Raw genomic sequence first — 20,265 nt, 5'->3', positions numbered from 1 at the left:
ACAAAAGCGCACCATCGAAGACACATGGCGTCATATCGGCAGGCTGGTCGAAACCATCCAGCCCGCCGAATGCCAAAACTATTTGGAAAACGCCGGATATGGTTCCGTTAAAAGGTGAAACGCTCTAGGAGCTTTGCCGAGCGCACTGAGAAAACGTCGTTCTCCAGTGTCAACTTGCCGATCTTGGCGTGCAGCGTTTTGACATCAACGGTTGGGTCAGCGGGTTCCGCGCTTGGCTTTATCGCCGAATACGCCTGTCGCCCCTTAAAGACCTGTCTTTCCACTGTTTGATCTGATTGCTGTTGCCGCCAGACATAGCTGGATGAAAAGGATTTGGGCGGCGGCCTGTGCCGTGTTTGTCGTTGGATCATATTGCGGTGCCACCTCAACCACATCCGATCCTATGAAATTCAAGCCGTTAAGGCCGCGGATGATCTGCATTGCTTCACGAGGCTGCAGGCCGCCAACCTCAGGCGTGCCGGTACCTGGCGCAAAGCCGGGATCAAGGCTATCGATATCAAAGGAAAGATAGACTGGACCTTCGCCGACAACCTCGCGCGTGATCTCGATCACCCGGTCGACGCCAAGCGATACTACATCTTCGACATGCAAAACTGTCATGCCGGAATCACTTGAGAATTCCCAAAGATATTCGGCACCGCCCCGGATGCCGATCTGAATTGTTCTCTGCGGATCGAGAACACCGTCCAAAACTGCTTGTCGAAAGGGGCCGCCATGATGGAACTTACAACCCTCATAAGGCCCACTCGTGTCGCAATGGGCGTCAATATGAATCATTCCGACAGGCTTTTCACGCCCCAAAGCGCGGAGAATGGATCCACTGATCGAATGGTCGCCACCGACTGAAAGTGGGTAGATTCCGGCGTCAGTGATTGCGGTATAAAATGCCTCGATGTCAGCGTGTGAGCGTGCCAGGTCGAAACGCGAACTGAGTGGCACGTCGCCGATATCGGCCACTTTGATTTCGGTGGAGGGCGCCATTTGTAAAACATGATCGAACGGTCCGATTCTTTCTATCGAACGCACAGCTTTTGGACCGAAACGCGCGCCTGAGCGATTGGTCACGCCAAGGTCCATCGGCACGCCGACAATAGCGGCTTCCAGGCCGCAGAAAGATGGATCGGCAATAGCATCGGGCAGATAAGGCAGATCGAGAAATGTCGAGACATTTGCGTAGGGAAAGGCACGTTTCCCGGCCTCTGAAAATTGAGCGCTAGCTGCCTTGCGAAAAACCGGATCAAAAATGTCCCCGCCTTCGGTTTCTGCATATTTTTCGCGGAGCGCTTCTAGCGTCTTATGGTCCATATCGATCTCCCATCCCCTTGTTATAACTGGCTCCCAGTGAGAAACATCGGTTGAGAAAGCCCGCAACGACGAAATTGTGCTGCTGGCCACTTCTCCAAGAATGTTGCGTTTGGCACCATAGGATAGAGACATCCTCCCAATTGGGCGATATCATTGATGGAAACGAAGGTTTCATGAGCATCAAACCATAGTGGTTCCAATCTAGTGCCGATGACCAATCTGGATGTGCGTTTACTGAAAGTTTTCAGAACCATTGTTGCCAATGGAGGATTGAAAGGTGCTGCAAAGGCGCTGAACGTCGGATTGCCGACAATCAGCAAACAACTCTCAGATCTGGAAATTAGACTCGGTATCCGCTTGTGCATTCGTGGCGGCTCGAAGTTCGAGCTTACGCCAGACGGTAGTGAAATTTACCGGGCGAGTACGCAGCTATTTTCATCAATCGAGATTTTTCGAAACGATGTCGATAGAATCAAAAAGAAGAAAGAGTTGCTTCGAATTGCAGTTATCGACAACATCATTACTGATGAGAACTCTCCGTTGCCATGGCTCATCAGCTATTTTGATGCCAGAGACTGTCACGTGAGTGTGCTTGTATCAAAGCCCGAAGAAATCGAAAAAGGCATTTGCGGAAATATTTTCGATATTGGCATCACGCCGATCTATCACCGAAATCCAGATCTGCAATATTCGTCGCTGTATAACGAAATTTCCTACCTTTACTGCGGTCGCTTGCATCCATTTTTTGCGGATCGAGATGAAGAACTGGACTCCCAGACTGTCGATGCTGCACCCTGCGTGGAACATCTCTATGTTGACAGACGTTTCATCCCGGCACTTAAGAATAAAAGCAGCGAGGGTCCGTCTGCTCTCCAGCTGGACGCGGTGCTAACACTTGTTTTATCAGGAAAATATCTAGGCTTCCTGCCTGGACACTTTGCAGCGGCTTTTGAAGACAGGCAACAAATAAGGAAAGTTCATCCGGAACGGCGACAGTATTCCACTGAGATTGGATTTATCCATCGTCAGGAGAGCATCCTCAATTCCACTACGCTACAGGCGATCGGATTGTTGCGAAAGCGCTGCGTTCCGGACGGCAAGCCTTTTTAAATTGCTCCAATTGCAAACCGTACCGTGCGGCCTGTTGGGAACCCTATGATGTTCGTGCGAATATGCTGTTTTCGGTCTTTTGCGCTTCTTGCAGTGCCCAATTGCGGAACACTTCCAACTGCGGATTGCGGTCGCGATCCGCATGGGTGGTTAGCCAGTAACAATTGCGGCTGTCGTAGCGCAAATTCAACGGATTGATGAGCTGGCCGCTTTCAAGCTCGTCAAGGATCAGGCTTCGGGGGATAAGCGCCAGGCCGTGGCCGCCGATCGCGGCGCGAATGACCAGAGAATAATAGCCAAGTTTCAGAATTCGCTCGGGGCGAAATTTGCTGATGTTGTTCGCGATAGCGAAGTCGTTCCAGTAAAGGGGCGTTTTTAAGTGCTCCAACATCGGAAAGCTGCAAATATCCGCGGGGTCTGATATGCTGCCACGACGCGCAATGAAATGCGGAGAGCCAACCAGCACGACATCACGACCGAGAAAATAGTCCATATGCCATCCGGGCCACTCACCTTCGCCAAATCGGAAGACAACGTCCGCTTCGTCTTCCGTATCGCTAGGTGCAAATGAACTGAACTGAACGTCTATGTCGGGATGAGCTTCGGCAAACTGCACGAAACGCTGAATAAACCAACGGTCGCCAAGTATTGGCAGAACGTGCAGTCGCAATGTTGGTTTGTTGGAACGCAGGTGCATGACCCGTGCAGCGGCAGTTTCAAGAGCCCCCAGCGCGACCCGAGCCTGCTCTATGTAAACCGTCCCGGCCTCGGTCGGCATGAGGCCTTGGCTGGTACGCGAGAAGAGCCCGAGACCGACCAGGTCCTCTACACCTTTGAGCTGTTTGCTCACAGCACTTTGCGTCATGTGAAGAAATTTTGCCGCTTCGGAAATCGTTCCGTGTTGTGCGAGAGCAGCTAATACACGGAGACCCGTGGTCGTTGGTAAATGCTGGCGCATCTTTGATTCAGCTCCCCTATTCCTTTTTGGACTACCATCCCGGAAATCAATTCAATTGTCCAGTCAACGACCGTTTGCAACTATCCGACCGGTCAGGAGGACAATCATGAATGAATCTGTAAGGCTTTGGGGAGCTCGTTTCCGCTCTCCTCCATCCCCCGAACTGGTGCGCCTGTCGCGCTCTCCCCAAAACCATTTCAGGCTCGTTCCAGAAGACCTGCGCTCGTCGATAGCCCACGCCCATGAGTTGGAGCGCGCCGGCATCCTTGATGCAGCCGAAACAGAGAAAATCACTACCACGCTGGAATCTATCGGTCAGGACTGGCAGGCCAGCCGCCTCGAACCTACCGAAGATGACGAGGATGTTCATACCTTTTTGGAGCGCGTGCTGACGAACCGGCTGGGTGCTCTCGGCGGAAAATTGCGTGCTGGACGTTCGCGCAACGATCAGGCTGCCAACAATCTCAAGCTTCATCTGCGTCAGATTGCTCGCAAGCTTGTCGCGAGCATTGCCTCACTCCAGGATGCTCTTGTGGCCCAGGCAAAAGCACACCAGCACACACTGGCGCCCGGTTTTACCCATCTTCAACCCGCACAGCCAGTGACGTTCGGACATCAGCTTCTGGCTCATGCGCAGGGATTTTCACGAGATATCGAGCGGATCACTGACTGGCACAAGAGAGCAGGACGGTCGCCGCTGGGAGCTGCTGCACTTGCTGGGTCGGCCATCGCTTTACATCCAGAGTTATCGGCAGGCGAACTTGGTTATGACGCGTCATGTGAAAACTCAATTGATGCCGTGGGCAGCCGCGATCATGTCGCCGAATTTCTGTTCGTGACCGCTATGCTCGGTGTCAATCTTTCCCGTCTGGCAGAAGAGATTTTCCTGTGGTCTTCCAAGCAGTTTCGTTGGATAGAGCTGGATGACGGTTACGCTACCGGCTCGTCCATCATGCCGCAGAAGAAGAATGCCGATATTGCAGAGCTGACTCGCGGTCGCTCAGCACGTCTGATCGCGTCGCTGAACGGAATGCTGATCGCTCTCAAGGGCCTGCCTTTCGCTTATAACCGCGATCTCAGCGAAGACAAATGGGCATGCTTCGAGGCGATTGATACGCTTGAACTCGTGCTGCCAGCAATGGCGGGCATGATCGCAACGATGAAGGTCGATACGAAGCGGTTGAGAGAACAATCCTTTGAAGGTTTCACTCTTGCGACGGAAGTGGCCGACTGGTTGTCGCGGCAGGGGATTCCGTTTAGCGAAGCACATGAAATTACCGGTGCTCTTGTGCGCTATTGTGAGGAAAAAACAATCGGCTTGGAAGACCTTTCGGATGGCGATCTGTCTGCCGTTGATGAGCGTTTGAAGGCCGATGTCCTCACGCACCTCTCGCCCGAAGCTGCGGTTGCGGCCCGCACGGGATATGGCGGCACCGCGCCAGAACGAGTGGGAGAGCAGATTGAGCGGCTGCAACTCCTCCTCCAATCGCAACGCCGATGGGCGGACCAGAACTGAGCGCATTCGGGAACAGCAAGAACGCGTGACGGATCATCCGTCACGCGCCAATCAATACCGGTGAAACACGCCGGAAGCACCAGGCCAAAAATGGGAGAACAATCATGGGGACAACGCATACCTTGAAAGCACTCGGCTGCGGTATCGCAATTGCATATGTTGCTGGCGTCAGTGCCGCTTCAGCAGCCGGAGGTGATCTTCCCGACCGCGTTAAGAGCGCAGGTAAAATCATCGTTGGGATAGAGACCACCTATCCGCCGATGGGTTACAAGAACCCGGTCACTAATGAGCGCGTCGGTTTCAACGTCGATCTTGTCAACAGCCTTGCCAAGGAGATGAAGCTTGAAGTCGAATGGCAGGAGATGAGCTTCGAGCAGCTTATGACGTCACTGACCAGCAAGCGCATCGACATGATCGGCACTGCTATCAGCGATTATCCGTCGCGTCGCGACAAGCTCACCTTCGTCGATTATCTGCGCTCCGGCGCACAGCCATTCACGCTTGCTGCCAAGAGCGGCGATATCAAGAGCGAGAGCGATCTGTGTGGGAAAAAGGTCGGGGCACCACGCACCACAAGCTACTATCCAGAAACGCAGAAATGGAGCGAGGCCAACTGTGTTGGAAGCGGCAAACCGGCAATTACAGTCAATGGAACCGCGGGAGCTACCGCAACACGTCTTGATCTGAAACAGGGGCGACTCGATGCTGCGGTGCTTGGACCTGAATATGTGGCCTACCTTATGAAGGACGAACCGGGCGTCTATGCACTGGCCGGAAATCCGCTGATGGAAAGTCTGTTTGGGCTCGCCTTCGACAAGAACGAAACCGGCCTTCGCGATGGCGTGGCTGAAGCAGTTCAGAGTCTCATAAAGGATGGGACCTATGCGCAAATCCTGAAAAAATATGGACTTGAGCGCCAGGCCGTCACCGAAGTGGCAATCGACGCAGGAAAATGAGTATGTCAATGGTGGAAACTCTTCCAGTCGATACCATGCGTGCCGTCGAACTCTTGTGCAACGGGAATCCGGATATCCTGAAGCTCGGTCAGGTGGCCGCACCCGCACTTACACCGGGAAGTGTGATGATCGAGGTGTATGCCACCGCGCTCAATCACGCCGATCTGTTGCAGCGCCGGGGAACTTATGGCGGGGGCATTTCGCTCCCGACCATTCTCGGCATCGAATGCTCGGGCGTCATTGTGGACATCGCATCCGACGTCAAAGGCTGGAATATCGGCGATAGAGTTTGCGCTCTGATCAACGGCGGGGGGTATGCCGAGAGGGTTTGTGTCCCCGCTGGTCTGGTCCTTCCGGTTCCTGCGAGTATCGACCTGGTCACGGCGGCGGCCTTGCCTGAGGCGGCTTGTACGGTATGGTCCAATGTGATCGATATCGCCCGGTTTACGCCGGGTGATACGCTTCTCGTTCATGGTGGGGCGGGGGGTATTGGTAGTTTCGCCATTCAGGTGGGCAGAGTGCGTGGCGCACGTATCTTTGCAACGGCGGGTGGCCACAAAAAAATGGAATACTGTCGGAGTATTGGGGCAGACCGTCCCATCGACTACAGGAACGAAGACTTCGTTTCGGTCATCATGGACGAAACCGGCCGTCGCGGCGCAGATGTTATTCTCGACAATATGGGTGGTCTCTATCTCAACCGGAACATCGACGCGATGGCTCATGACGGGCGTATCGTCATGATCGGTCTTCAGGGAGGCCGTGAAGCCAAAATTCATCTCGGCAAGATGATGGGCAAGCGCGGCTCGCTTTTCACCACCTCGTTGCGGGACCGACCTGTCGAGGACAAGGCGCGTATCGTGTCAGGCGTCCTCAAGGATATCTGGCCTGATATCGAAACCGGGCGGATCCACCCCATGATCGATCGGGAATTTCCTCTTTCGGATGCAGCAGGTGCACACAGCTACATGGAAAGCGGCCAGCATGTTGGAAAGATCATTCTCAGGGTTAGGGGCGACGCCGACCGGAATGCGAAAGGTTAAACAACAATGACTGATAACGTCTATCAAATCAGCCATCTCGTGCATGTACCGCGACGCCATTATGGCCGTCTCTTCGCGGCTGCGGTCGTGGTTCTCGCGCTTGCCGCAATCATCCATGCATTTGCTGTCGGGCAGATCGAGTGGAACTATGTGGGAGAATTTCTCACCGTTCCGGCCATCATGACCGGGTTAGTGAACACCATTATTATGTCAGTTCTGGCCATGGCGCTGGGCATAGCACTCGGAATTGTGTTTGCCGTGATGCGCTTGTCGGATAATCCGGTACTTTCCTATGTCTCCATCGGCTATGTCTGGTTCTTCCGGGCAGTCCCAGCGCTTCTGCAACTGTTGTTGTGGTTTAATCTGGCACTGGTTTTTCCTACTATGGGCATACCGGGGGTCTTTTCGGTCTCGACTGTTGAAATCATGACGCCTTTTGTGGCAACGCTCCTCGGCTTGGGCATCCAACAGGGGGCATTTACCGCCGAAGTCGTCCGCGCTGGGCTTCTTTCCGTCGACAAGGGTCAATATGAGGCCGCCCAGACCATCGGCATGACACGCCTGAAATTGCTGCGCCGGATCATTATGCCACAAGCCATGCGTGTCATTGTGCCGCCGGTGGGGAATGAGTTCATCGGTATGGTGAAGCTCACTTCGCTGGCCAGCGTGATCCAGTACGCGGAAATCCTGCACAGCGCCCAGAACATCTACTACGCGAATTCTCGCGTCGTAGAACTCCTGATCGTCGCAGCATTCTGGTACCTGATCGTCGTGACCATCCTCAGTCTCATTCAGGGGCGTATCGAAAAATACTTCTCGAAGGGCGTCATGTCGCCAGGTGAATCGAAGTGATGGAGGCGATAGACATGGCGAATACTGTTTCAACTGACGGCAAGGAACAAAATCTCTCTTCTCAGGGGCCGCTGGTCGTTGCCGCGGATGTTCGAAAGAAATTCGGCACGCTTGAAGTTCTGAAAGGAGTGAGTCTTCAGATCATCAAGGGCGAAGTGCTTTGCATTATCGGTCCTTCGGGGTCCGGCAAGAGCACGTTCCTGCGTTGCATAAATCAGCTCGAACATATGAATGGCGGTGCAATCTGGGTCGATGGTGAGTTGATCGGCTATCGTCGCGAAGGCAATCACCTGCATGAACTGAGCGATGCCGAAGTCGCCCGCCAACGGCGCTCCATAGGTATGGTGTTTCAGCGCTTCAACCTTTTCCCTCATCTGACGGTGACAGAGAACATCATCGAGGGACCAGTACAGGTGCTGCGTGAGAAACCTGATGCCGCCAGAAAACGTGCTCATGCACTTCTCGAACGGGTCGGCCTTTACGAGAAGCGTGATGCCTATCCAGCCCAGCTGTCAGGTGGCCAGCAACAGCGCGTCGCCATCGCACGCGCGCTTGCCATGCAACCGACGCTGCTGCTGTTCGATGAACCGACTTCGGCACTCGATCCAGAACTCGTCGGGGAAGTTCTGCGTGTCATGAGCGATCTGGCACAAAGCGGTATGACCATGATCGTCGTAACCCATGAGCTTGGCTTTGCCCGTGAAGTTGCTGACCGCGTCGCCTTCATGGATCAGGGCGAAATTATCGAGATCGGTTCGCCTGAACAGGTTCTTGCAAACCCGCAGCAGTTGCGAACGCAAAACTTCATCAAAGCCGTGCACAAGAAGTAACACCGAACTCATAAGAAAGGGGATAAGGACATGATCGAGAGCAAGTTAATACTTTCCGTTCTCGCCTTGACGGCAGTAAGCCACGCCGCGTCGGGGCAGGAGCTGCCTGAACGCATCGCGGCAAAGAAAGAAATCGTCATTGCCAATGTTCCGAACTATCCGCCACTCGAATTCAAGGATCCGAAAACAGGTGCCCTGACAGGTCTTGATATCGATCTGGGCAATGCCATTGGTGCAAAACTCGGCGTCGCCGTCAAATGGGAAGAGATCAGTTTCGAGCAGATGGTCAGTGCGCTCAATACCGGGCGCGCAGATATGATCATCTCCGGTATGACAGATATGCCGGGACGTCGCGAAACACTGGATTTCGTCGATTACCTTGCTTCTGGTGCCCAGTTCTACACCACCGCCGACCGGGCGGAGCAATACAAGACACCGGCAGATTTCTGCGGCAAGACAGTCGGAGCCAGCCGCCGCACTTCATTCCCTAAGGAAATGGAAGCCTGGAGCAAGGAAACTTGTGAAAAGAACGGGAAGCCAGCTCTGAAGATCGTTGGCACGGAAGGGTCGGCCGATGCCCGTACCCAACTACGTCAGAAACGTCTCGACGCAGCCGTACAGGGAAGCGAAACGCTCCCGTATCTTCTGAATCTGGAGCCGGATACTTACGCCATCGTCGGCGAGCCATTCACCACCGTGCATCAGGGGATTGCCATCAGCAAGAAGGACGAGCAGCTGCGCGATCTCATTGCCAAGGCACTCAAGGACATGATTGCCGACGGTTCCTACGACGCAGTTCTCAAGAAATGGGCACTGCAGTCTGCCGGCGTCAAGACGGTCAAGATCAATGAAGAGCCGCTGAAATAGCTAGCGGGACCGGAAGCGGCCTGCACAAATCAACAGCGAGAACGTCACAGGGTGGTTCCGCTTCAACGCGGTGCCGTCCCGTGAAAATTTGCGAAAATTGCGGAGGTGAAGGTGGAGGATTTAGGTGTAAGAGGACGTTGTCCCGGTTCGCCGAAGTGGCCGTCCGGCAAGCGTTCGGCGGTGGCACTTGCCTTCGATCTTGATGGTCCGACCGGTGGCGCTATGCTCGATGGCAGCCTGTTAGACAATCTGCGCTACTTTACCGAAGGATCCTATGGGCCATGGCGGGCCTTGCCGCGCTTACTGGGTCTGTTGGCCGAATACGATCTGGTTGCCACGTTCTTCACCCCCACATGGGTAGTGGAACAGTGGCCCGAGCGCTGCGAGGCGATCCTGAAAGCTGGTCACGAGATGGCTTATCACGGCCATTACCACGAAGTTTTTATCGACCGGACGCCTGGAGAACAACTCGCTATCATGCAGCGTTCGGCGCTGGTTTTTGAAAGCCGTCTCGGCATCAGACCGGTCGGATTTCGCACGCCATCCGGCGATTGGAGCCCGCATACCGCGACGATCCTCAAGGAATTCGGTGTTCTCTATTCCAGCTCGATGCGTGGCGATGATCGGCCTTATTTTCATCCGGGTCCGGACGGCAAACCGGGATTGGTGGAGATTCCGGGCCGCTGGGACATCGACGATTACACAGCGCTCGCCTACTTCGAGGAGCCGGATTTTCCAACCGGTCACGACCGCATAGCGGATTTTCGCGCTGTGGAAGCCAATTGGCGCGCCGAGTTCGAGGGCTTTCACCGTCATGGTTTGTGCTGGACGACAATCCTGCACCCGAAAGTTTCGGCGAAACTGGGCAGGCTCAGCATTATAAAGGGCCTGTTCGAGGCAATCCGCGCCCATGACGATGTCTGGATCGCGCGGGGCCGAGACATCGCTCAATGGTGGATAGACCAAAATGCACCATACGGTGAAGGAGAAGCACGATGATCCCGACCTTCCCGTGGCCGCACGGCAAGCGTTGTGCCGTAGCGGTTACCGTATTGTTTGATGACGGGCTCGATGCCATAGCCCGCGCGCCCGATCTCGCAGAACGGGCCAAGAGTTTCTCTGTCTGGGAATATGGCGCGGCGCGCGGTGTTGACCGCCTGTGCACGCTTTTCGATGATCTTGGTGTGAAGACCACATGGTTCGTTCCGGGTGAAGTTGCAATCAAGAATTGTGACGCCGTGGCGACCGTGGCCGGAGCCGGTCACGAAATTGCAGCGCGGGGAGTGGGGTTCGAGGATTTTTCCACGCTCGGGCGTCAGGCGCAAAAGAATGTTCTTTTGCGTTCTGCAGAGATACTCGCTGAAGTGGCAGGACAGCGTCCGAACGGATTCCGCCTGCCGCGAGGTTTATGGCCGCGCCATTTCGATCAGGTGCTGAAAGAGGTAGGTTTCGACTGGTCAGCTTCACTCAACGGTGACGACGCGCCTTATGTCCATTCTTCGTCTCTGGTTGAGATTCCGGTTCATGTTGAACTTGAGGATCGGCCTTATTTCCAGTTCAATTTCGCCCCCGCTTTTCCTAAAGGGCTTGGTCGCATCGCCTCCTATGAGGGAGTGTTGCATAACTGGAAGGTGGAATTCGACGCCTACCACCAATATGGATGCTGTTTTGTGCTGCAAGTGCGGCCCGAAATGATCGGAACACCAGGACGTATTTTCATTCTCGAAGAGCTTCTGCAACACATACTTCAACATGACGATGTTTGGCTCGCCACCGGTAGCGAGATTGCCTCTTGGACAGCACAGCAGGCAAGCACGCTCGAAACCGGGCATCCTCTAAACATCTTCGAACACTATCGTAAGGAACAGGGCCGTGACTGACCACCCGTCCGTAACGCTGGCGCGGAATGTCGCGGCTATGCGCTTTGCCGACTTTCCGGCAGCGACGATTCATAAGGCAAAAATCCATATCCTCGATACGCTGGGAGCGGCCATCGCAGGTATCACTTCCCTTGAGACGCAGACGGTATTGCAAGCCTTTGGTCTCGCCCACAACGGCGGAACCGGTCAAGCGCCGGTCTGGGGCACGACGCTGATGGTCGACAGCCGTACGGCTAGCTTTATCAATGGTGTCGCCGCACACGCATTTGAACTCGATGACAGTGGTGGCTGCGACCATTCAGGCGCTGTCGTGATGCCTGCGGTAATAGCAGCATTAGGTGAGGTTCGCGATACAGTCACAGGGCAGGATTTTCTGACCGCAGTTCTCGCTGGATACGAGGTGGGGCGACGAATGTTGGAAGCTAGCGGCGGTTACGAAAGTCACAACGAACTGGGCTGGCATTCCACCGGCACATGCGGGGCTTTCGCTGCCGCCGCTGCCACGAGCACACTTTTCGGTCTTGGTGCCGACCGGCATGCGTCGGCATTGGGCATCGCCGGTTCGTATGCAGGTGGCACGTGGGCGTTCATCCACGATGGTAGCCAGACCAAGAAACTGCATGCTGGTCGTGCTGCTGAAGGCGGCTTTATCGCTGCAAAGCTTGCTGCCTCCGGGTTCGGTGGTCCGCTTTCGGTACTGGATGCCACAGGTTGGGGTAATTTCTTTACGACCTTCTGTTGTAGCGAAGCCAGGCCGGATCTGCTTAACGCTGATTTCGGACAGTTCTGGCGTGTCAACCGTTGCTCCATAAAGCCCTATGCAACATGCCGTGGCACCCATTCGGCTATCGACGCTATCGATAAGATTCTGACCAAACGCGGTATTGCGTCGCAGGAAATCGCTCGTATCGACGTGACGATGAGTGAGTTTCAGGCAGGCATGTGCGGTGGCAAGAACATAGCCAGCCGCTCCGACGCGCAGATGAGCCTGGCTTATGCGGTTGCTGCACGGCTCCAATATGGCAAGGTCGGGCTCGATGAACTCGAAAAGGAGGCATGGTCTGCCCCAGTAATAGAACAGTGGCTTGCACTCACCAATGTCGGAATTAATTCTGCCGTGGCTGCCAACGCAGAACCCACAATCGCGGTAACGCTGCAGGATGGTCGTATGTTCAGCGAGACGGTTGAGTTTCCATTGGGGGGCATGGCCAATCCGATGAGCGACACTGCGGTCATGGCCAAATTCGAGGTGCTTGCCGGACGTGTTTTGCCAGAGGTGCGTTGCCGCGAGCTTTGCGATTTCGTCATGAACCTCGACGTGGTTCCCGATGCTCGACAGCTGCCTGCCCTTCTCGCCTTGCCCACGGGATCCTGACCCCGTCTGCGCCATTCTTCAGACAAGAGATGAGCCATATGAATATTCAGTATGCATCCCGTATGGACGGCATCAAGCCGTCGGCTATCCGCAGCTTGAATACCAATCCCGAGATGATTTTCTTCGGTGGGGGATATCCCGATGGGGACATTTTTCCGTTCGATGCAATCAAGACTGCCTTCGATGAGGCTATAGTTAATTCAGGTCGTGAGGCGCTGCAGTACTCCTTTTCTGTCGGCTTGCCGAAGCTGCGCCAGCAGATCGCGGACCGCATGAAACAGGAGCACATCCATTGCACAATGGACAACATCCTGATCCTGCAGGGCGCACAACAGGGGCTCGATCTTGTGGCACGCCTGCTGATCGACAAGGGCGATGTCATCATTACTGAGGCTCCGACATTTCTGGGCGCGCTTAGTGCGTTCGCGGCTTGCGAACCGCAATATGAAACCGTGCCGGTAGATGATGACGGCCTCGACACGGACGCATTGGAGGCCCTTTTGCTGCGCCAACCTAATGCAAAACTACTTTATACAATTCCAGATTATCACAATCCGACTGGTGTCACTATGAGCCTGGAGCGCCGAAAGGCCTTGATCCGGCTCGCAAATAAATACGGACTGATCATTCTGGAAGACACACCCTATCGCGAGGTGCATTTTGATGCGCCACCGCCGGTGCCGTTGAAAAGCCTGGATAAAGAGGGGCGTGTCATTTATCTGGGCAGCTTCTCAAAGATACTCTCCCCTGGGCTGCGGCTTGGCTGGACTGTTGCTTCTGAAGAGATCATTCACAAACTAACGCTGCTTAAGCTTGGTGCCGATACCCAGTGCAGCACCTTGAATATGACCGCGATTTCCAATCTTCTGGAAACTTATGACTTGGAGAGACATATCGCAACGATCAGAAAACATTATAGGCGCAAAAAGGAAGTTATGCTTGATGCGCTGTACAACAAGCTGCCGCGGGATATTCGTTTCACCGACCCTGCCGGTGGTCTGTTCACCTGGCTGACTTTCCCAGACGGTTTTGATGCACGAAAATTTCTGATTGACCACGCGATCCCGAAGTTCGAGGTTGGTTATGTTCCGGGTGACCCGTTTTATGCGAAACATCCCGAGATCAATCACGCGCGGATTAGCTTTTCTTCCGTCTCGCTAGGGAACATTGAACTAGGTATCGCGCGTCTGGAAGAAGCACTGCGGAATTATACCGCCTAGTAGCATCGTATTGCCAGTATATCGAAGGTCCGATAGGAAAAGAGGCGAGTTTGGGAAAGCTTTATTGTTTCCCGATTCCGAGTCGTAATCCGCGAATTTGCTGAGGGGCTTCAATGCCTATTTATGAGCTGGCAGCGCTTGGGGCTGCTATCTGCTGGGCGTTTACGGGCCTTATCTCGGCGGGACCTGCAGGCCATTTGGGTGCACTGACCTTCAATCAGGTACGACAGATATTCGTCAGCTGCCTGCTTGTCGTCTATGTGATCGCAACCGGAACGTGGCAACAAATCCATCCTGGCAACGCTTTTCCGCTCATTCTTTCGGGCTTTATAGGCATCTTCCTTGGTGACACGATCCTCTTCGTGACCTTGAACCGCTTAGGGCCACGCCGGTCCGGAATTCTATTTGCGATGAATGCCCCTATTGCTGCCCTTCTGGGTTGGGTCGTGCTCGGTGAAAAGCTTACTACTTCGGTTGTCATCGGCATTGCTTTCACCATTCTGGGTGTATGCTTGGCGATATTTTTCAGCAACCGCCGAACCCAGATTCATCCCTGGGAAACGGTAAAAGGCTCTCTGGCTATTGGATTATTGTTCGGTTTGCTTGCCGCACTGGGACAAGCCGTAGGATCGATCATCGTGCGACCGGTTATGGCAACTGGAATCGATCCATTTCTGGCCTCACTGCTGCGTGTGGGAACAGCAGCCTGTTGCCTCAGCTTCGTCTCGATGTTTCCAGTCGCAGCCTTTCGTCCACGTAATCCGCTGACATGGCAGGTAACCGCCATGACTGCATTTTCCGGTTTTCTGTCACTCGCCATGGGAATGACGTTGCTGCTCTTTGCCTTGTCAGGTGGGGAGACAGGCGTGGTCTCGACGATCTCGGCAACGACGCCTGTCATTATCCTTCCGCTGTTGTGGCTGCGAACTGGACAACGTCCCGCAGCCGGAGCTTGGTTAGGGGCCTTGTTTGTGGTCGCCGGTCTGGCGTTCATCATGTATTGATGGTTCAGTCATAGACAATCGGGTTGTGTCGCTTTGAATCGCGAACGAGCCGTTGCGACCAAAAAAATACGCTTACAGACGGATTAAAAACGCACGACCGGTGTTGATGCTGGATACAGTAAACACGGGAGGTCGTCATGGTCCGACCATTCGCTATCATAATGGTTCTGGCTGCCATGCCGATCTCATCACATGCCGACACGTTCGGTATCGCCGGCGGGCATTATACCATTCAGCAATCGTCACTCATCGCCTTCACTGTGAGCCAGGTCGGCGGTGGCGGTCTCAGGGGCTCATTTGGCGAGTTCACCGGCAATCTCGAGCTCGACGCACAGGATCTCTCCAGGTCCTCCGTATCGTTTCGGCTCCGTCCCGCAAGCGTCGATGCAAGGCAACCCCGTATCACGGACTTTCTGAAGTCTTCCGCAGTCTTCGATGTGCGTAACTATCCGGTTCTGACTTTTAAATCGACCCGTATTACACAAACGGGCCCCCGCACGGCCCGGATCGACGGGATGTTGACAGCGCGGGGTAAAACCCATGGTGAGACATTCTTTGCGGCTCTTGTCGGCAACGATGCGAGAACCGTTACATTTCACGTGACAGGCGATGTGCTCCGTTCCCCATACGGGATGGATATTGGCACTCCGATCTATTCCAACGTGGTCAAATTCGAGATGAATTTGCGCGGAGCAAAATAATGTTGCCGGTTGCGGATTAATTTCAAGGGCGCGGTGTTGTTGTGAATGGAGGCAACGACAACACAGCAAAGGAGGATTATCATGTGCCGATCGACAATACTTTTCGTAGCCGCCACTCTTGTGACTGGCTTGCCGTTAGTTGCGCATGCTGAAGATTACGCATCGGGAACCATAAAAACGATGAAAACGGCGAAAGGAGAGGTTCTCACGAACGCCGAGGGGATGACGCTTTACGTCTTCGACAAGGACACCAAAGGGACATCCAACTGTTACGACGATTGTGCGAAGAAGTGGCCGCCACTGAAAGCCGACGGAAAGGCGACTGGTGGTGAAGAATTCAGTCTTGTTGCTCGCAAGGACGGTACGAAGCAATGGGCCTATGAAGACAAGCCTCTCTATCTTTGGCAAGGCGATCAAAAGCCGGGCGACGTTTCTGGCGATGGTGTCGGTGGCGTCTGGCATGTCGCAAAGGATTGAGAAAGCCGGGTAAAAAGACATGACGCGCTTCCTGGATGAAATGGAAGAATGTGTTCCGGCACTCCGGCGGTACGCCCGGGCGCTGACACATGACGCCGACCAGGCAGACGACCTCGTTCAGGATTGTCTGGAGCGCGCCATTCGAAAGCGTAGTCTTTGGCAACCTTCCGGCCCCTTGCGTGCATGGTTGTTTCGAATGCTTATCAATCTTTGGCGAAATGAATTGCGTCACAGGAAGCGCGCCCCGGATAATGCGCCGTTATCGAGCGTCATGACAGAACCGCAGGTTGCCAGCGCATCTCCCTCTCGGCTCGTTTTTGCCGAAACTGTGCGCGCGATACAGTTGCTGCCTGTCGAACAACGCGAAGCGCTTTTGCTTATCGCTATCGAGGGTATGACTTACACGGAAGCCGCTGACGTCCTGGATATTCCGCTCGGCACGCTGATGTCGCGGTTGGGGCGTGCACGGGCTACATTACGCAGGCTTACAGAGGAGACAGGTACGCAATTGAGGGTCGTGAAATGAAGAGCAATCTGATCAGCGACACCGAATTGCAGGCTTATGTCGACGGCTTTTTAAGCGAAGAACGCCGTCAGGCAGTGGAGGCCGAACTTTTATGCAATCCCTCCTTGCAGTCGGAGGTTGCTATCTGGCAAAGGCAGAATGAGACGTTGCGGGCGTTATATGCTCAAGCTTTGGACGAACCGCTGCCCCCGCGAATTCTCCCTGACAATGTCAACAAGCGGGTTCTTGTGGCACGGCAAAAATGGTGGCGCATGGCGGCAGCTGCGGTGTTTCTGGCCGCGCTAGGAGGGCTTGGCGGTTGGTTCGGGCGCGATCTTTCGGGTGGCGCATTGACGCCACCATGGCCACTCGCAAGAGAGGCTATGGTGGCCCACAGCCTTTACGCCAGCGAGATCGTGCATCCTGTGGAGGTGAAAGCCGAGCAGGAGCAACATCTTTCAGCCTGGCTCTCCAGACGGCTTGATCGCACCCTTAATGTCCCCGATTTGCGGGCGGAAGAGCTTTCTCTCGTTGGTGGACGCCTGCTGCCTGCTCAGGGCGGACCAGCCGCGCAGCTGATGTATGAAGATCCGGAGGGCAAGCGCGTCACTCTGTTCATCGTACCGTCGGACGATATGAAGGAGACATCCTTGCGTTATTTGTCTCAGAATAATCTGGAAGCGCTTGTATGGACAGACAATGCCATCAGTTGTGTGCTTGTCGGAGACATGCCACGTGCACGTCTCCAGAAAATTGCCTTGAGTGCCTATAAGCAGTTCGAATGAAACAGGTTTAAAGCCTTTCGGAAAGATTGTGATGTGGCGCAATACTGAAACCACATACGGAGTTGTGGCGCAGCTTCTACATTGGCTGATTGCCTGCCTGTTTGTTCTTCAGATCGGTCTCGGCTTTCTCACACAGGCAACGGATTCTGATCCGGCACTCCAGTTCAGGCTCTATCAGTGGCACAAATCACTTGGCTTCGCGATTTTGGGTTTGGCGCTCGTCCGGGTGCTTTGGTTTGCAGCGAGCATTCACCCCGTGTCCTACAAGAATACGAACCGGTTGGAGGTGCTGCTTGCGGGGGCCACTCATCGAATACTTTTAGCAATGACTATCTTGCTTCCACTCACCGGATGGGCTGTCGTGTCTTCTTCGCCTCTCGATATACCGAGCTACGTCTTTGAATTGTTCGTCATGCCGAATTTGCCGTTGATTGTCTCAGACGCCGACGAAGCGTTCTGGTCGTGGCTGCACACCGCATTCGTTTATGGCACCATCGTTGTTGTCGCGCTGCATGTTATCGCAGCGCTTCATCACCATCTTATCCGGCACGATGGCACTCTGCGAAGAATGGCGAGCTTTCCATCGCGTTCATCTAAAAATAACGCCATGTCCCGGTCGCATCGCAACAAGTCCTCATAAAAAGATTGAGGGTGATCAACTGTCAGTCCGTCAAGAGGTGATGGGGCAGTACGGTAAGCGGCGATGTCAACCGCTTCCCGGTGCTGCCCGTCTACGAAGCAGATGAATGCTTCCAAATTTCCCAGGCATAAAAGGTTGGCTTCAGGCTTACCGTGGTTCAATGGTTTTCCGTATCTGGATGCCCAAGCGCTGGGTGATCAGACTCCAGCCGGACAGGCGGATGGCGTTATTTTGGATGAGGATGTATCGGATCAACCCAATAAACCTCCTCAGGATCTTCTATCGGATCGACGTCGGTGATGTTCACGACAACCGCTTCGTTGTCGGATCGAACCAAAACACATTCCAACACGTTGTCAGGATCGGCGTTTATCTCCTGATGAGGAACATAGGGCGGTACAAAGATAAAATCGCCCGGTCCTGCTTCGGCCACGTATTCCAGATGATCTCCCCATCGCATCCGCGCTTTGCCTCGAAGAACAAAAATGACGCTTTCCAGTGCGCCATGGTGATGTACGCCAGTCTTCGCATTAGGCTCGATTGCGACCGTCCCTGCCCAGATTTTCTGCGCTCCAACGCGCGCGTGATTGATCGCAGCCTGACGAAACATACCTGGCGTTTGCGCAGTATTCGGATCGAGCTGGTCTCCTTTGATCACGCGTACGCCGTCGTGCTTCCAACGATCCGAATGTTCATGATGATTGTCACCCATGATTTACTCCCTGGCGCAGATCAAAAAGGTTCAGATACTGAACCGCATGCTCGACCAGTCTCCATTTTCCGTCAAGACATCGCATCTAATGATAATGATGGTAGCTCTTGTGAAGAAAGTTCTCGAGCAACACAGCGCGCTTGGCCATGTTCTTGTAAGGCATGTATTCAGAGTATTATTGCCACATCAGATAGACGTGGATTAGAGGATGACGTAAAGCAAGGATTATATTTCTTTCTATTGCCGTTGGAGAAGATCAGTGAACGTAATAGCATCAAGTTCCACCAGAATGCGTTCCAAGTCTTACGTGGTTGTGTTGCTCGTTTTGGGTTTCACGCATCTTTTGAACGACTTGATGCAATCCCTGATTTCTGCGTCTTATCCGATCCTCAAAGATGCCTATGCGCTCGACTTCGTGCAGATCGGGATGATCACTCTAACTTTCCAGATAGCTGGGTCTTTGCTTCAACCAGTCATTGGAATGGTTACCGACAAACGGCCCGCGCCTTTTTCGCCGGTAGTTGGTATGATGTTCACGCTTTCTGGACTGGTGAGTCTGGCTTTCGCGCATAGTTATGCGGTGATACTGGTCTCCGTGGCGCTGATCGGCATCGGATCTTCGATTTTCCATCCAGAAGCCACGCGGATGGCTCGATATGCGGCGGGAGGACGCCAGGGGCTTGCACAGGGTATTTTCCAGGTTGGCGGGCAGGCAGGCGGTTCACTTGGACCTGTCCTTGCGGCATTGATACTGGTGCCGTGGGGGCAGCAAAGTCTTGCCTGGTTTGCAGTATTGGCATTGCTCGCGATGTCGCTCCTGGTCTGGATTGGCAGTAAGCAGAATGAAATTCGTGCGGCATTCACTGCGGTGCGGGCAGGGGCGAGCGCAGGTGGTGAATCCGTCCGTCACGCACCCGCCACAATCGCAATCGGGTTGGTCGTATTGACCCTTCTGATGTTTACAAAGAATGCATATGGCGAAAGCTTTCGCTCATTTTACACGTTCTATCTTATGGACAAATTCGGACTGTCCATTCCTTCTGCCCAGATGATGCTTTTTATCTTTCTTATCTCCTCTGCTGCAGGGGCATTGATTGGTGGCATCGTGGGAGATCGGATAGGCCGCTACAAGATCATCTGGATTTCCGTGCTGGGGCCCTTGCCACTGACATTGATGCTTCCTTATGTCGATCTTTTCTGGACAGGAGTTCTCACCGTTTTCATTAATCTAATTATGGCGAGTGCGTTCGCATCGATCCTCATCTATGCGATGGAACTCTTGCCAAATCGTATCGGGCTTATTGGTGGCCTCTTCTATGGCTTGAATTTCGGGCTTGGCGGTATCGCTGCTGCAATCCTGGGTATGCTCGCGGATCAATATGGCGTGGAAACCGTTTATCGGTTGTGCTCTTACCTCCCATTATTTGGACTTCTGGCGTGGTTTTTGCCCAAAATTCATGAGCCCCAATCGGATCACTGATAGACTTATCGTGCGTGATCAACATTAG

Annotated in this window: 20 protein-coding genes and 3 pseudogenes; 19 read left to right on the top strand and 4 right to left on the bottom strand. The window is 54.0% G+C overall.

Translation table 11 applies throughout. The features are described 5' to 3' along the window. A pseudogene (locus tag AAE521_RS21295) lies at positions 1-118 on the top strand (IS630 family transposase); the annotation flags it as partial. A 13-nt stretch (positions 119-131) separates the two neighbouring features. Here the strand turns inward: AAE521_RS21295 and AAE521_RS21290 are convergent. Beyond that, a pseudogene (locus tag AAE521_RS21290) lies at positions 132-304 on the bottom strand (IS3 family transposase); the annotation flags it as partial. Continuing rightward, positions 280-1,326, bottom strand: a pseudogene (gene speB, locus AAE521_RS21285) (agmatinase); the annotation flags it as partial. The pseudogenes AAE521_RS21290 and speB, both read right to left, overlap by 25 nt. 210 nt (positions 1,327-1,536) lie before the next feature. Here speB and AAE521_RS21280 point away from each other — a divergent pair. Beyond that, positions 1,537-2,436, top strand: coding sequence for a LysR family transcriptional regulator (locus AAE521_RS21280; protein WP_342062387.1), 900 nt, complete (start codon positions 1,537-1,539; stop codon positions 2,434-2,436). A gap of 43 nt (positions 2,437-2,479) precedes the next feature. On the opposite strand, the gene AAE521_RS21275 is transcribed toward AAE521_RS21280, so the two are convergent. Then, positions 2,480-3,394, bottom strand: a complete 915-nt coding sequence (locus AAE521_RS21275) for a LysR substrate-binding domain-containing protein (RefSeq protein WP_342062386.1) — start codon at positions 3,392-3,394, stop codon at positions 2,480-2,482. 106 nt (positions 3,395-3,500) lie between these two features. On the opposite strand from AAE521_RS21275, the gene argH reads away from it, so the two are divergent. The 16 genes from argH (at position 3,501) to AAE521_RS21195 (ending at position 18,045) form a co-directional block, all read left to right on the top strand. Continuing rightward, entirely contained in the window at positions 3,501-4,910 is a 1,410-nt protein-coding gene (gene argH, locus AAE521_RS21270) for an argininosuccinate lyase (RefSeq protein WP_342062385.1), read from the top strand. Between the two features lie 104 nt (positions 4,911-5,014). Next, positions 5,015-5,866, top strand: a complete 852-nt coding sequence (locus AAE521_RS21265) for an ABC transporter substrate-binding protein (RefSeq protein WP_342062384.1) — start codon at positions 5,015-5,017, stop codon at positions 5,864-5,866. A gap of 8 nt (positions 5,867-5,874) precedes the next feature. Next, positions 5,875-6,909, top strand: a complete 1,035-nt coding sequence (locus AAE521_RS21260; RefSeq protein ID WP_342062383.1) for an NAD(P)H-quinone oxidoreductase — start codon at positions 5,875-5,877, stop codon at positions 6,907-6,909. A gap of 6 nt (positions 6,910-6,915) precedes the next feature. Next, positions 6,916-7,761: an amino acid ABC transporter permease gene (locus tag AAE521_RS21255; RefSeq protein ID WP_342062382.1), complete on the top strand. Its 846-nt coding sequence runs from the start codon at positions 6,916-6,918 to the stop codon at positions 7,759-7,761. 14 nt (positions 7,762-7,775) lie between these two features. After that, the gene (locus AAE521_RS21250) at positions 7,776-8,591 is read left to right on the top strand and encodes an amino acid ABC transporter ATP-binding protein (RefSeq protein WP_071631866.1); all 816 of its coding nucleotides are present in this window, start codon (positions 7,776-7,778) and stop codon (positions 8,589-8,591) included. A gap of 30 nt (positions 8,592-8,621) precedes the next feature. Next, entirely contained in the window at positions 8,622-9,458 is an 837-nt protein-coding gene (locus AAE521_RS21245) for an ABC transporter substrate-binding protein (RefSeq protein ID WP_342062381.1), read from the top strand. A gap of 111 nt (positions 9,459-9,569) precedes the next feature. Beyond that, positions 9,570-10,457 carry a polysaccharide deacetylase family protein gene (locus tag AAE521_RS21240; RefSeq protein ID WP_342062380.1) on the top strand — a complete coding sequence of 296 codons (888 nt, stop codon included), beginning with the start codon at positions 9,570-9,572 and terminating at the stop codon, positions 10,455-10,457. Continuing rightward, complete coding sequence (locus AAE521_RS21235; RefSeq protein ID WP_342062379.1) at positions 10,454-11,338, top strand: polysaccharide deacetylase family protein; 885 nt, start codon at positions 10,454-10,456, stop codon at positions 11,336-11,338. The genes AAE521_RS21240 and AAE521_RS21235 overlap by 4 nt, the downstream gene beginning before the upstream one ends. Beyond that, entirely contained in the window at positions 11,331-12,713 is a 1,383-nt protein-coding gene (locus AAE521_RS21230) for an MmgE/PrpD family protein (protein ID WP_342062378.1), read from the top strand. Before AAE521_RS21235 ends, AAE521_RS21230 begins: the two co-directional genes overlap by 8 nt. Positions 12,714-12,751: 38 nt before the next feature. Beyond that, complete coding sequence (locus AAE521_RS21225; RefSeq protein ID WP_342062377.1) at positions 12,752-13,933, top strand: aminotransferase-like domain-containing protein; 1,182 nt, start codon at positions 12,752-12,754, stop codon at positions 13,931-13,933. A 113-nt stretch (positions 13,934-14,046) separates the two neighbouring features. After that, positions 14,047-14,937, top strand: coding sequence for a DMT family transporter (locus AAE521_RS21220; RefSeq protein WP_342062376.1), 891 nt, complete (start codon positions 14,047-14,049; stop codon positions 14,935-14,937). A gap of 137 nt (positions 14,938-15,074) precedes the next feature. Next, positions 15,075-15,638 carry a YceI family protein gene (locus AAE521_RS21215; protein ID WP_342062375.1) on the top strand — a complete coding sequence of 188 codons (564 nt, stop codon included), beginning with the start codon at positions 15,075-15,077 and terminating at the stop codon, positions 15,636-15,638. A 180-nt stretch (positions 15,639-15,818) separates the two neighbouring features. After that, positions 15,819-16,115: a COG4315 family predicted lipoprotein gene (locus tag AAE521_RS21210; RefSeq protein WP_425286375.1), complete on the top strand. Its 297-nt coding sequence runs from the start codon at positions 15,819-15,821 to the stop codon at positions 16,113-16,115. Positions 16,116-16,134: 19 nt separating this feature from the next. Further along, complete coding sequence (locus AAE521_RS21205) at positions 16,135-16,641, top strand: sigma-70 family RNA polymerase sigma factor (protein ID WP_342062373.1); 507 nt, start codon at positions 16,135-16,137, stop codon at positions 16,639-16,641. Further along, positions 16,638-17,405 carry an anti-sigma factor family protein gene (locus AAE521_RS21200; protein ID WP_342062372.1) on the top strand — a complete coding sequence of 256 codons (768 nt, stop codon included), beginning with the start codon at positions 16,638-16,640 and terminating at the stop codon, positions 17,403-17,405. The genes AAE521_RS21205 and AAE521_RS21200 overlap by 4 nt, the downstream gene beginning before the upstream one ends. Positions 17,406-17,436: 31 nt before the next feature. Further along, complete coding sequence (locus AAE521_RS21195; protein ID WP_342062371.1) at positions 17,437-18,045, top strand: cytochrome b; 609 nt, start codon at positions 17,437-17,439, stop codon at positions 18,043-18,045. Between the two features lie 226 nt (positions 18,046-18,271). On the opposite strand, the gene AAE521_RS21190 is transcribed toward AAE521_RS21195, so the two are convergent. Then, positions 18,272-18,757, bottom strand: coding sequence for a cupin domain-containing protein (locus tag AAE521_RS21190; protein WP_342062370.1), 486 nt, complete (start codon positions 18,755-18,757; stop codon positions 18,272-18,274). Between the two features lie 289 nt (positions 18,758-19,046). On the opposite strand from AAE521_RS21190, the gene AAE521_RS21185 reads away from it, so the two are divergent. Beyond that, positions 19,047-20,237, top strand: a complete 1,191-nt coding sequence (locus tag AAE521_RS21185) for an MFS transporter (RefSeq protein WP_374865054.1) — start codon at positions 19,047-19,049, stop codon at positions 20,235-20,237. Positions 20,238-20,265: the final 28 nt, after the last annotated feature.

The organism is Brucella cytisi, from assembly GCF_038433355.1.
GTDB classification, from domain to species: domain Bacteria; phylum Pseudomonadota; class Alphaproteobacteria; order Rhizobiales; family Rhizobiaceae; genus Brucella; species Brucella cytisi.
This window is presented reverse-complemented; position numbering and strand designations above follow the sequence as displayed.

What these genes read in the sequence shown, in the direction of transcription:
- AAE521_RS21280 (WP_342062387.1), top strand. Translation starts at nt 1,537, where the DNA reads ATGACCAATCTGGATGTGCGTTTACTGAAAGTTTTCAGAACCATTGTT.
- AAE521_RS21275 (WP_342062386.1), bottom strand. Translation starts at nt 3,394, where the DNA reads ATGCGCCAGCATTTACCAACGACCACGGGTCTCCGTGTATTAGCTGCT.
- argH (WP_342062385.1), top strand. Translation starts at nt 3,501, where the DNA reads ATGAATGAATCTGTAAGGCTTTGGGGAGCTCGTTTCCGCTCTCCTCCA.
- AAE521_RS21265 (WP_342062384.1), top strand. Translation starts at nt 5,015, where the DNA reads ATGGGGACAACGCATACCTTGAAAGCACTCGGCTGCGGTATCGCAATT.
- AAE521_RS21260 (WP_342062383.1), top strand. Translation starts at nt 5,875, where the DNA reads ATGGTGGAAACTCTTCCAGTCGATACCATGCGTGCCGTCGAACTCTTG.
- AAE521_RS21255 (WP_342062382.1), top strand. Translation starts at nt 6,916, where the DNA reads ATGACTGATAACGTCTATCAAATCAGCCATCTCGTGCATGTACCGCGA.
- AAE521_RS21250 (WP_071631866.1), top strand. Translation starts at nt 7,776, where the DNA reads ATGGCGAATACTGTTTCAACTGACGGCAAGGAACAAAATCTCTCTTCT.
- AAE521_RS21245 (WP_342062381.1), top strand. Translation starts at nt 8,622, where the DNA reads ATGATCGAGAGCAAGTTAATACTTTCCGTTCTCGCCTTGACGGCAGTA.
- AAE521_RS21235 (WP_342062379.1), top strand. Translation starts at nt 10,454, where the DNA reads ATGATCCCGACCTTCCCGTGGCCGCACGGCAAGCGTTGTGCCGTAGCG.
- AAE521_RS21225 (WP_342062377.1), top strand. Translation starts at nt 12,752, where the DNA reads ATGAATATTCAGTATGCATCCCGTATGGACGGCATCAAGCCGTCGGCT.
- AAE521_RS21220 (WP_342062376.1), top strand. Translation starts at nt 14,047, where the DNA reads ATGCCTATTTATGAGCTGGCAGCGCTTGGGGCTGCTATCTGCTGGGCG.
- AAE521_RS21215 (WP_342062375.1), top strand. Translation starts at nt 15,075, where the DNA reads ATGGTCCGACCATTCGCTATCATAATGGTTCTGGCTGCCATGCCGATC.
- AAE521_RS21210 (WP_425286375.1), top strand. Translation starts at nt 15,819, where the DNA reads ATGAAAACGGCGAAAGGAGAGGTTCTCACGAACGCCGAGGGGATGACG.
- AAE521_RS21205 (WP_342062373.1), top strand. Translation starts at nt 16,135, where the DNA reads ATGACGCGCTTCCTGGATGAAATGGAAGAATGTGTTCCGGCACTCCGG.
- AAE521_RS21200 (WP_342062372.1), top strand. Translation starts at nt 16,638, where the DNA reads ATGAAGAGCAATCTGATCAGCGACACCGAATTGCAGGCTTATGTCGAC.
- AAE521_RS21195 (WP_342062371.1), top strand. Translation starts at nt 17,437, where the DNA reads ATGTGGCGCAATACTGAAACCACATACGGAGTTGTGGCGCAGCTTCTA.
- AAE521_RS21190 (WP_342062370.1), bottom strand. Translation starts at nt 18,757, where the DNA reads ATGGGTGACAATCATCATGAACATTCGGATCGTTGGAAGCACGACGGC.
- AAE521_RS21185 (WP_374865054.1), top strand. Translation starts at nt 19,047, where the DNA reads ATGCGTTCCAAGTCTTACGTGGTTGTGTTGCTCGTTTTGGGTTTCACG.